The organism is Roseateles sp. (assembly GCF_039595295.1).
Taxonomy (GTDB): Bacteria; Pseudomonadota; Gammaproteobacteria; order Burkholderiales; family Burkholderiaceae_C; genus Roseateles.
Map to the genome: position 1 here is coordinate 82,104 of NZ_JBCNLU010000014.1, position 11,531 is coordinate 93,634.

General features: G+C 70.1%; 8 protein-coding genes. 5 read left to right on the forward strand and 3 right to left on the reverse strand.

Annotation, left to right across the window (positions count from 1 at the left end):
• Positions 1-45: 45 nt before the first annotated feature.
• Positions 46-1,887, forward strand: a complete 1,842-nt coding sequence (locus ABDW59_RS12785; RefSeq protein ID WP_343630222.1) for a glycoside hydrolase family 9 protein — start codon at positions 46-48, stop codon at positions 1,885-1,887.
• 149 nt (positions 1,888-2,036) lie between these two features.
• On the opposite strand, the gene ABDW59_RS12790 is transcribed toward ABDW59_RS12785, so the two are convergent.
• Genes ABDW59_RS12790 through ABDW59_RS12800 form a run of 3 tightly spaced genes read right to left on the reverse strand, consistent with a single transcriptional unit; the run spans position 2,037 to position 4,235 of the window.
• Positions 2,037-2,180 carry a hypothetical protein gene (locus ABDW59_RS12790; RefSeq protein ID WP_343630223.1) on the reverse strand — a complete coding sequence of 48 codons (144 nt, stop codon included), beginning with the start codon at positions 2,178-2,180 and terminating at the stop codon, positions 2,037-2,039.
• Between the two features lie 4 nt (positions 2,181-2,184).
• The gene (locus ABDW59_RS12795; protein ID WP_343630224.1) at positions 2,185-3,528 is read right to left on the reverse strand and encodes an alanine racemase; all 1,344 of its coding nucleotides are present in this window, start codon (positions 3,526-3,528) and stop codon (positions 2,185-2,187) included.
• Positions 3,525-4,235, reverse strand: a complete 711-nt coding sequence (locus tag ABDW59_RS12800; RefSeq protein ID WP_343630225.1) for an XRE family transcriptional regulator — start codon at positions 4,233-4,235, stop codon at positions 3,525-3,527. The genes ABDW59_RS12795 and ABDW59_RS12800 overlap by 4 nt, the downstream gene beginning before the upstream one ends.
• A 213-nt stretch (positions 4,236-4,448) precedes the next feature.
• Here ABDW59_RS12800 and ABDW59_RS12805 point away from each other — a divergent pair, with 213 nt between their 5' ends.
• The 4 genes from ABDW59_RS12805 to ABDW59_RS12820 are packed head-to-tail and all read left to right on the forward strand — an operon-like array spanning position 4,449 to position 11,525.
• Positions 4,449-6,737 carry a TonB-dependent receptor gene (locus ABDW59_RS12805; RefSeq protein ID WP_343630226.1) on the forward strand — a complete coding sequence of 763 codons (2,289 nt, stop codon included), beginning with the start codon at positions 4,449-4,451 and terminating at the stop codon, positions 6,735-6,737.
• A 7-nt stretch (positions 6,738-6,744) separates the two neighbouring features.
• Positions 6,745-8,184 carry an MFS transporter gene (locus ABDW59_RS12810; protein WP_343630227.1) on the forward strand — a complete coding sequence of 480 codons (1,440 nt, stop codon included), beginning with the start codon at positions 6,745-6,747 and terminating at the stop codon, positions 8,182-8,184.
• Between the two features lie 11 nt (positions 8,185-8,195).
• Positions 8,196-10,016 carry a serine hydrolase domain-containing protein gene (locus ABDW59_RS12815; RefSeq protein WP_343630228.1) on the forward strand — a complete coding sequence of 607 codons (1,821 nt, stop codon included), beginning with the start codon at positions 8,196-8,198 and terminating at the stop codon, positions 10,014-10,016.
• Between the two features lie 45 nt (positions 10,017-10,061).
• Entirely contained in the window at positions 10,062-11,525 is a 1,464-nt protein-coding gene (locus tag ABDW59_RS12820; RefSeq protein WP_343630229.1) for a M81 family metallopeptidase, read from the forward strand.
• The last annotated feature ends 6 nt before the right edge of the window (positions 11,526-11,531 follow it).

Sequence of the window (11,531 nt, forward strand, 5' to 3'; positions counted from 1 at the left end):
TTCGCTCCCGATTCGACTCGCCGCGGCCGCCGCTCCGTCCTGACGATGACCGCCGCCACGGCGATGGCGGCGATGGCGGCGATGGCCGCCTTGGCGCTGCCGTCCGCCGCGCAGGCCGCCGATAGCGCCGCATCGGTCACGACCGTGTCCGTCCAGTTGCCGACGGATCCGCTGCTGGTGCAGATCAACCAGGTGGCGCTCGAGCGCGTCGGCCCCAAGCGGGCGATCGTCGAGTCCACCGGCGCGGCCGAGCGCGGCCGCTATCGCGTGCTGTCGGGCGGCAAGACCGTCGCGCAAGGCGAGCTCACGCCGCTGCCCGCGTTCAGCGAGTGGGGCGCGGGCAAGCGCTACTTCGAGGTGGACTTCTCGTCGCTGAACAAGGCCGGCGATTACCGCGTCGAGGCGACCATCGGCGGCAAGCGCGCGGTCTCGGCGCCGGTGCGGGTGCGCGACCGGGCGCTGTTCACGACCATCGCGGACAAGACGCTGGATTACTTCCGCCGCGGCCGTCACACGGGCGCGGGGGATCGCAGCATCCGCATCTTCGAGACCGACCGCCGCGTCGACGTGCACGGCGGATGGAAGGATGCGGGCGGCGACACGGGCAAGTACCTGTCGCACCTGGGCTATGCCAACTACTTCAACCCGCAGCAGACCTCGATGGTCGCCTGGGTGCTGGCCTACACGGCGCAGACGGCTCCGGCGCTTTATCGCCGCGCGGGGTTGGAGAAGCGGGTGCAGGACGAGGCATTCTGGGGCGCGGACTATCTGCACCGCATCCTGGATGCGGAGGGCTATTTCTACACGACCGTCTTCGACAAGTGGGGCAGCGACGGCGCGGAACGCATGGTGGTCGGCTACGAGGGCGAGGACGGGAAGTCGACGACGCTGTATCGCTCGGCTTTCCGCGCGGGCGGCGGCCTGGCGATCGCGGCGCTGGCGCGGGCCTCGATGCTGGCAAAGCAGTCGGGGCGGCATGGTGATGTCGATGGGAAGACCTATCTGGCCGATGCGATTCGGGCCTTCGACCATCTGCAGAAATTCAACGCGCAGTACGGCGCGAACGGCGTCGAGAACATCATCGATGACTACACCGCGCTGATGGCCGCGGTGGATCTGTTCGAGGCGACGCGGGAGTCGCGGTTCCTCGAGGCGGCGAGGGATCGGGCGGATCGGCTGATCGCGCGGCAGACACCGGATGGCGGATTCATCAGCGATGGCAAGGCCCGACCCTATTACCACGCGGTCGAGGCGGGGTTGCCGGCGTTGAGTTTGAGCCGGTATGCAAGCGTCGAAACGGAGGAGGCGAGGCGCACGAAAGCCGGGGCGGCGATTCGCGCTTCGCTGGATCATGAGATCGCGATCACGCGTCGCGTGGCGAATCCGTTCGAGTACGCAAGGCAGGCATTCCAGATCGCGCCGGATGGGAAGACGGCCTCGGGCGAGGTGATGGAGGGCTTCTTCATTCCGCACAAGAACGAGACCGGCTACTGGTGGCAGGGCGAGAGCGCACGACTGGCATCGCTGAGCGCGGCCATGGTGGTGGGGGGTCGGCTGGTTGCGCCCACGACGGGGGCGGGGTTCAGGATTCCGGCGGACTGGGCGCGTTATGCACAGAGTCAGATCGACTGGACGCTGGGACGCAATCCCTATGGGATCTCGATGCTCTACGGCTTTGGGAGGCGCAATCCGCCGACGGTGGCGTCGAGCGCGGGGGACATGTTCGTGGGCGGGATCTCGAATGGCATCACCGGCGCGGTGGGAAGCGATACGGGGTCAGGCATTGCCTTCGGGCCCGGGCCGGATGGCGAGCAGTGGCGCTGGGTCGAGCAGTGGATCCCGCACTCGGCGTGGATGCTGTTGGCGGCGACGGAGATGGCGCGGTGAATGGATCCGGCTTCGCTTGAAGACCCTCTCCCCCGCCCTCTCCCGCAAGCGGGCGAGGGGGCCACAGGAGCCCCTCTCCGATGAACCGAGTGAGGGCCCCTGGAGCCCCTCGCCCATGAAGTGGGAGAGGGGTTAGCCGTCTAGCCCGGTCAGCGCCGTGACGACTCGCCCAGCAGCACGAAGGCCAGATAACGGACCACCACCGGACGCCATCCCGCCGGCAGTTCCCGCAACAAGGGCTCGAAGAGATCCCCCGTGCCGTCCATCCCCGGCAGAAGCACAAGCGCCGTCATCGCCTCAGAAGAAAGTCCTGACCCCGCCCGCCACCCGATACCCGTCATCGACGAGATACAGCAACGGCCACTTGTCGAAGGTCGTGCACGGATGCCCGACGCCAAACGCGATCAGGTCGCCCACCTGCAGCGGCAGCACACCGCCCTCCTTCGCATCGACGAAGGCGTGCTGGTCGTTGAGCTTCACGCAGGCCCAGTCCCCGGGCGCCGCTTGCGGCACGTCATGCAACCCCGGGCGATACCACCACAGCGGCTGCGGCAGACAGGCGTCGTAGCTCAGATCCCGCTTGCCTGCGGTGCAGATCGCGCGGCCCGGCTCGGGCACCGACTGCACCTGCGCCCACACCTCGATCGCGTTGCGCAGTCCCGGGCCCTCGCCCCAGAGCGCCCCCGCCCGTTGGCGCATGCGCGATTGCATGCGCTCGTACTGCAGGCTGTCGTGCGACAGATAGCAGCCGCTGCGCAGCACCACGCGCAACGCATGTCCCGTGCCCGCCGCGTCGACCGCCGCCAGCGTCTTCGCCGCCATGTCGAAGAAGGCGGACCCGCCCGCCGTCAGCAGCACCTCGCCCGGCGCGAACCAGCCTTCCGCGCAACCCGCGCGAGCCAAGGCCGCCACCGTCTCCACCATCGTCAGCGCGCCCAGCTCGACACGCGCCGTGTCGTCGCCGCTGTACACGCCTTCGAAGGCCTCGACGCCGCGCAGCACGACCGCCGGTGCCGCCTCGCGGATCAAGCGGCCCAGTGCCAACCCGTCCTCGACGCTGCGCACGCCCGTGCGACCGTCCGGCGTACCGACCTCGAGCAGCACTTGCAGCGGTCGCTTCAGCCCGCGCGCCGACACCGCGCGGCGCAGCAGGTCCAGGCCCGCCGCCGAATCCACCAGAGCGTAGAAATCGAAGTCCTCATCGGCCTCGAGCTCGCGCAGCACCAGTTCCAGATCGGCCTTGCCGAGCAGCTGATTCGCGAGCAGCACCCGCGGCACACCGAAGCGCCGATAGCTGCGCACATGCGCCGCCGTCGCCGCCGTCATGCCCCATGCCCCTTCGTCGAACTGGCGCTGGAAGAGCTGCGGCGCCATCGTCGTCTTGCCGTGCGGCGCCAGGCTCACCCCGGCGCGCGCGGTGAACTCGCGCATCCAGCGCGCGTTGTGCTTCAGCGCCGAGTCCTTCAGCACTGCTGCCGGCAGCGGCAGGTCGCCGTCCAGCAGCGACAAGCCCATCGCGCCGAGCTCCCGCAGCGGCCGGCCCTCGGCCTGCGCGGGCAGGCCCTTGAGCGTGCCGGCCAGCGCCGCGTCCTCGATCGCATCGAGCCTCAAGCGCACCGCGGCGCCGTGCTTCGTGGTCATCGCGTCCCCTTGCTCTTGCGTGTGGTCGGCGTCCGCGCTGCCGCGGACTGCCGCGTCGACGCACCGACAAAGGTCTCCAGCATCTGATCCGCCGCGCCGCGCCCCGAGCACACCGCCATCACCCGGCAGAGCCCGTTCGAGGCCTTCAGATAGGCGTGCCCCATGGTGCTGTCGAAGTACATCGAGTCGCCCTGCTTCAGCTTCACCGGCGCGTACAGGTCGGTATGGAATTCCACCTCCCCGTCCAGGACGTACACGAACTCCTCGCCTGAATGCCGGATCAGGCCGCCGAACTCGGCCACGAACTGATCCAGCGTCCGCGCCCTCAGCTCCGCAATGATGGGCACCAGCTTCTTGTTGAGCAGCTCCGTCGCCAGATAGGTCTGGCGGTAGCTGCTGGTCTCGACCACCTGGCCCTCCCCCGCGCGGTGCACGATGCGCCGCCCGCTCAGCGCCACACCCGGCAGCGCCGCGGCGGGACTGGCCTCCAGCAGCTCCGAGATGTCCACCTCCAGCGCCTTGGCCAGCAGCACCAGCTTGTCGTAGGACAGCGAGGCCTGCCCCTTCTCCAGCTTGGAGATCGTCGACACCGCCAGCCCCGTGCGCTGGCTCATGTCGCTCAGCGTCATCTCGCGCCGCTTGCGCAGCGTACGGATCACCTCGCCCGGCGTCGGGCCCTCGTGGTCATCATGGGAGCTTGCATTCATGGCCGGAAATATAGCCACGCGCCGACGCCCCGAACCCCGCTTCATGACTTCTTTCCCCTGGTGTTTCTCCCAAGCGGAAATTTTTCTCCATTTCGTCTTTTTTATCTAATATGGAAAAACATCGAACGACGAGGAAAGTCCGTGAACACTGGTCCCGCGCCTCTCTGCAGTCCCGCCGCCGCGTCTAGACGCGGCCTTCCCGCGCTCTTGCCGATGGCCGTCGCCCTGCTCGCGGCCTTCCCCGCAGCGCACGCGCAGCAATCGCCGCAGACGCCCGCGCCGGCAGCGGCAGCCGCCGCCTCCGCGTCGGTGACCACCGCGGCGGCATCGGCATCGGCCTCCGCCGAGGCGGACAAGGACGCGGCGACCGACCGGACGGCGTCCGCCAAGCCGGCGGCGCAGGTGCTGGACCTGGTCACCATCAGCGCCAGCCGCCGCCGCGAGCCGGCCCGCGACGTGCCCATGCAGGTCAGCGTGATCGGCGCCGAAGGCCTGGAGAAACGCGGCGCCAAGGCGCTGGGCGACTACCTGGCCAACGAGCCCGGCGTGAGCATCGGCAGCAACGGCGGCGCCGGCATCGGCGCGATCAACCTGCGCGGGGTGACCACCGGCGCCGACGTCTCCGCCACCGTGGGCGTCTATGTCGACGAGGTCCAGATCGGCGCCAACGGCAGCAGCGCCGGCGGCAACGGCATGTTCCTGGACATGGGCCTGCTGGACCTGCATCACGTCGAGGTGCTGCGCGGCCCGCAGGGCACACTCTACGGCGCGTCCTCGGTCGGCGGCCTCGTCAAGTACGTCACCAACACGCCCGACAGCACCGAACTCTCCGGCAAGGTCTCGCTGGGCGCGAGCACCACCTCCAAGGGCGGTGCCGGCAACACCGTCGCGGGCATCGTCAACGTGCCGCTGAAGGAGGACGTCGCCGCCATCCGCGTCGCCGCCTACCGCGACAAGGCGCCCGGCCACATCGAGGCCGTCGGGCCGCTGCCCGGCAAGGAGACCGACGGCGGGCAGTCCCACGGCGCGCGTCTCTCCGCGCTGGTCACGCCCAGCCGCGCGCTCAGCCTGCGCTTCACCGCGACCACGCAGAAGATCGAGCGCGACGGGCGCGACTTCGTCGACTACTCGCCCGCGACCGGCCAGCCCGTCCATGGCGATCTGCGCCACCAGCGCTCGCTGTCGGAGCGCTATCAGCTCAAGACCGACCTCTACTCGGCGGAAGTCGATTACGACTTCGGCTGGGCGCGTCTGGAGGCGATCAGCTCCTACCAGCGCCTGGACACCGAGAACCGCATCGACGCGACCTCCGCCTACGTGCCGCTGCTCGCGCAGCTGGGCATCAACCTGGATGCGGTGGACGTGCGCATCCCGCTGACGCTGAGCCGAAACTCGCAGGAAGTACGGCTGACCTCGGCCGCGGACAAGCGCTTCGAATGGCTGGTCGGCCTCTACATCGACCGCGAGCGCGGCCGACAGACCCAGTACGCGCAGTCCTACGTCGGCGGCGGCAACGGACCGCAGCTCGCGTTCATCGACATCCCCAGCAGGTACCGCGAGGACGCCATCTTCGGCGACGCGACCTGGAAGTTCGACGGCGGCTTCTCGCTGACCGGCGGCCTGCGCGTGGCCCGCAACCGCCAGACCTATGTGCAGCAGAGCGCCGGTCTGCTGGCCGGCGGCGACGCCTCCATCGACGCCGCCTCCAAGGACACCAGCCGCACCTATCTGCTCACCGGCCTCTACGCGCTGGACAAGACCAGCAACGTCTACGTCCGCGTCGCCAGCGGCTATCGCCCCGGCGGCCCCAACGCGGTGCTGCGCGACATCGTCACCCACGAGCCCCTCGCGCCGCCGACCTTCCGTCCCGACGACCTGGTCAGCACCGAGCTGGGCGTGAAGTCCTCGCTGCTGGACCGCACGCTGCAGATCGAAGCCGCCGTGTTCAACGTCGATTGGAAGGACATCCAGCAGGCGAGCTCGGTCAACGGCGTGTCGGTGGTGGTGAACTCCGGCAAGGCCCGCATCCGCGGCGCGGAGGCCTCGCTGAGCTTCAGGCCCTCGCCGCTGTGGAGCCTGACGGCCAGTGCCTCCTACAACGACGCCAAGCTGACCCAGGACGCACCCGGCCTGGACGCCAAGTCCGGTGACCGTCTGCCGCGCACGCCGCGGCTGTCGATGGCCGTGCAGGCCCAGCGCCACTTCGAGCTGGCCGGCCACGCCGCCTACGCGGGCCTGTCGGTGCGCCATGTCGGCGAGCGCGACGCCGGCATCCCCGGCAGCAAGCAGCTGGTGTCGTACAAGATGCCGGCCTACACGCTGACCGATCTGCAGGCGGGCATGGACTTCGGCCGCTACAGCCTGGCGCTGTATGCGCGCAACGTCTTCGACAAGCGCGCCCAGGTCTCCACTTACACCGCCTTCCTACCGCTGGGCGGCAACGCGATGGTGTCGGTCGCGCAGCCGCGCACCGTCGGCGCCACGCTGAGCGCCAGCTTCTGAGGTCCGCATGAGCGCCATGCCCTTCCCCTCCGAAGCCGCGGTCCCGCCGCGCGAGCCGCTGCGCGTGTGGCTGCTCGCCTGGTACGGCCTGGCCGTGCTGGTCGCGACTTCGGTCCTGGCCGCCGTGGATCGCCAGATCCTGGTCCTGCTGGCCGAGCCCATCCGCCAGTCGCTGAACCTGTCCGACACCAAGCTCGGGCTGCTGCAAGGCGTGGGCATCGCGCTGTTCGCGGGCCTGGCCGCGGTGCCGTTGGGCGGCCTGGCAGACCGGTACGGCCGCAAGCCGGTGCTCGCCGGCTGTGTGCTGCTGTGGACCGCCGCCACCGCCGCCTGCGGCATGGCCTGGGACTTCCCATCGCTGTTCATCGCCGCGATCGGCCTGGGCATCGGCGAAGCGGGCCTCGCGCCCGTGGTCTACGGGATGATCCCGGACATCGTCCCGCCCTCGCGGCGCGTGCTGGCCAACGGCATCTTCGCGCTCGCCTCCATCCTGGGCGCGGGTCTGGGCATCAGCCTGAGCGGCGCGATGATCGGCTCCATCGACGCGATCCGGCCGCTGTTGCCGGCGGCGCTCGCCGGACTCGAAGCCTGGCGCTTGTCCTTCTTCGTCGTCGCGATTCCCGGCCCGTTGATGGCGCTGCTGATCGTCGGGATCCGGATTCGATCGCGAGCAGTGACCACTGTCACGCCGCCGGCAACGCCTGACCCCCTGGCGGCTCACACAGCCGCGCCGGTCCATGAACCGGCGATCACCACGCTGCGCGAGTACTTCCGCGGGCACGCCCGCACCGCCCTGGGCATCTTCGGCGGCGCGGGGCTGGGCAGCCTCGGCATCCAGGCGCTAGGCGCCTGGGCCCCGGTGCTCGCCGCGCGCAAGTTCGGCGCGACCGCTCAAGAGGTCGGCCAGGGCTTCGGCGCCGCCTACATGATCGGCACGCTGGCCGGCGCGGCACTGGGCGCGGTCGCGGTGAAGCTGCTGCGGCCGCGCACCGGCGCGGCCACGCCGGTGCGCGTGCTCGGCGCCGGCACCGGCCTCGCCGCCCTCGTCTGCATCGCCTTGCCCTGGGCCACCAGCGCGCTGCAGATCTATCTGCTCTTCGGCGTGCAGGTCGTGTGCCTGATTGCCGGCACCGTGGTCGCGCCGACCATCCTGCAGGACATCTCCCCGCCCGCGCTGCGCTCCCGCGTGATCGCGATGGGCACGGTCATCGCGACCCTGCTCGGCGCCGCCAGCCCGGTGCTGGTGGGCCTGGTCTCCGACGCGCTGAGCGCCCATGCCGGCGCGCTCGCGCTGTCGGTCGCCATCGTCGCCAGCACCAGCATGGCCGTCGGCGCCCTCCTCACCCGCTGGTCCGAACGTCATTTCGTCCGCACGGTTGCCGCACTGGACGCCCACGCGCCCACGTCCTCGGCCACCGCCGCATCCCCTTCACCCCACCACCCTTGAACGGCCTCACCATGTCCGACCTCAAAGCCAACGCCTCGACCGCTTCCACCATCGCCGCCACCACCGCCGGCAACGAGGCGCTCTCCACCGCGCCCGCCGCCGACGCCACGAGCGCTTCCGGCGCCCCCGCGCCCGACGCCAAGCCCAAGACCGCGACCCAGCGGCTGGACGAGCTCTTCCAGCCCGTCAACCGCGGCGACGCGCCGGGCTTGGTCGTCGGCATCGCGCAGCACGGCCAGCCGATCTACCGCCGCGGCTTCGGCCTGGCGAGCGTCGAAGCCATGGTCGCCAACGGCCCGGGCACGCGCATGCGCATCGGCTCCACGAGCAAGCACTTCACCTGCCTGGCCGTGCTGCTGCTGGCCGAGGAGGGCAAGGTCGACGTGGACGCGGGCATCCGCCGCTACATCCCCGAGCTGCCGGCCGCGCTGCCCGATCCCACGCTGCGCCAGCTGATGACCCACACCGGCGGCAGCCGCTGCTATCTGGACGTGGCCTTCCTGGCCGACGGCAATTCCATCCGTCCCAAGGGCGAGGGCCTGAAGACCTTGTGCCGCCAGCGCGGCATCAACTTCCCGCCCGGCGAGCGGATGATCTACAACAACGGCGGCTACCACCTGCTGTCCATCGTGGTGGACCGCATCGCGGGCATGCCGCTGGAGGCCTTCCTCAAGCAGCGCATCTTCGATCCGATCGGCATGGTGGACAGCGCCTCGGTCCCGAGCGACTTCGAGGTCCATCCCAACACCGCCGCGCTGCACCTGCCGCTGGGCGAGGGCAAGTTCCGGCGCGGCATCTTCCCCACGGAAGAAGTCCGCGGCGAGGGCGCCATCATCTCCACCATCGATGACATGCTGCGCTGGCTCGCCCACCTGCGCGCCGAGCGCAAGACCGTCGGCTCGGCCGCCTCCTGGGCGCAGATGCTGACGATGACCCGGCTCAACAACGGCACCGTCAACCCCTACGGCCTGGGCCTCATGAAGCACGACTACCGCGGCGTGGAGGTCATCCACCATGCGGGCGGCGTCGTCGGCGGCAGCTGCCAGATGATCACCGTCCCGGCGCATCAGCTGGACATCATCATCATCAACAACGGCGGCGCGATGGCGCCCACCGAGGCCGCCTACAAGGTCATCGACACGCTGCTGGGCGACGACGGCGCGGCCGTGCTGGCGCCGGCCCGCGTGCCGCCCCAGGCCGATCGCTTCAAGCCCATGATCGGCCGCCGCTACCACTCGCCGGCCTCGGGCTTCTCCTTCGGCTTCGTCGAGACCGAGGGCAAGCTGCAGATCAGCGTGCTGCACTCGCAAGGCCTGCCGCTGCGCGAGATCGGCGACGAACTGGTGCTCGCCTTCGAGGACGTGGCCGTCGGCCCGCTGACGCTCAAGACCGCCGACCTGGCCACCGAGGGCACCGCCCCGGCGTCGCTCACGCTCAGCGAGGCCGGCAACGCCGAGCGCTTCGAGCTGCTGCCCGAGAAGGCCCCGTCGCTGCAGGAGGTCGGCGCCGCCTTGGTCGGCCGCTACGTCGCCGGCGATCTGGGCGACGCCAAGGCCGAGGTCCTCTTCGAGCGGACCGAGGCCAAGGACAAGGACGGCAAGAAGGACCCGGCAGGCGATCAGCAACTGCTGCTGCGCATCGACGGCCGCTTCGGCGGCAACGAGCTCGCGCTGGAGCCGATGTCCGCCGATGTCTTCGGCTGGAAGATCACCGACCCGCTGCTGCCGCTGACGGGTCTGATGTCGCTGCGCCGCCGCGACGGCCGCGTCGTCGGCTTCGAGATCGACACCACCCGCACCCGCCACATGGCCTTCGACCGCGTCGACGCCTGAGCCCGCGGATTCACGATCGATGACCGATGACCGAGGAGACCTGAGATGAAAGTCCTGATCGCCCAATTCGCCACCGAGACCAACACCTTCGCCGCCTTCCCCACCGGCCGCGGCGCCTTCGAGGAGTACGGCATCCACTTCGGCGACGCCACGCGCACCGTGCCCGAGGGCTCCGGCGAGTTCATGGTGTTCCTGCGCCAGATGATCGAGGCCGACGGCCACGAGGTCGCCGAGAGCCTGTGCGCCTTCGCCCAGCCCGCCGGCCGCACGGTGCGCGCCGTTTACGAGGAGCTGCGCGACGCGATCCTGCAGGACGTGCGCGACGCGATGCCGCTGGACGCGGTGCAGCTGCTGCTGCACGGCGCCATGGCCGCCGAGGGCCATGACGACTGCGAGGGCGACGTCATCGCGCGCATCCGCGAGATCGTCGGGCCGGACGTGCCCATCGGCGTGGAGCTCGATCTGCACTGCCACTTCACCGAGCTGATGCGGCGCTCCGCCGACGTGCTGATCTGCTTCAAGGAGTACCCGCACATCGACGGCAAGGAGCGCGCGCAGGAAGTCTGGGCGCTGCTCAAGGATTGCGCGGCGGCCCGTATCCGGCCCACGACCGCGGTCTTCGACTGCCGCATGGTCGGCCTCTGGCACACGACGCGCGAGCCGATGAGGTCCTTTGTCGCGCGCATGCAGTCGCTGGAGGGCAAGGACGGCGTGCTGTCGGTGTCGCTCGGTCACGGTTTCCCCTGGGGCGACGTGCCGGAGTCCGGCGCCAAGCTCTGGGTCATCACCGACAACGATCTGCCCAAGGCCCAGCGCCTGGCCGAGCAGCTGGGTCGCGAGTTCTGGGAGCTGCGCGAGCGGACCGGCGCACCGGTGGTCGGCATCGACGAAGGACTCGATCGCGCGCTGGCGGTCCAGGGCGGACCGGTGGTGCTGGGCGACGGCGCCGACAACCCGGGCGGCGGCGCGCCGGGCGACAGCACCTTCCTGCTGCGTCGCATCCTGGAGCGCGGCATCGGCAACGTCGCGCTGGGTGCGTTCTGGGACCTGGGCGCGATCCAGATCTGCAAGGACAGCGGCGTCGGCGCGCGCATCGATCTGCGCCTGGGCGGCAAGTGCGGGCCCAGCTCCGGCGATCCGGTGGACCTGAGCGTGGTCGTCAAGGCGGTGGTGGAGCAGCACTTCCAGAGCGCCATGGGGGCGCGCGCGCCGCTGGGCGCGTCGGTCTGGGTCCAGGCCGACAACGGCATCGACCTCGTGCTGGCCAGCGTGCGCTCCCAGGTCTTCGGCACCGACGCCTTCACCGGGCTGGGCATCGACCTGAGCGCGAAGAAGATGGTGGTGGTCAAGTCCACGCAACACTTCCACGACCAGTTCGCGCCGATCGCCAAGGCGGTGGTCTACGTGGCCTCGCCCGGGGCGCTGACCTCGGACATCGCCAACATCCCCTACCGCGTGCGCGATGGCCAGTACTGGCCTCGCGTGGCCGATCCGCACGGCTGGCTGTGAGGAGGC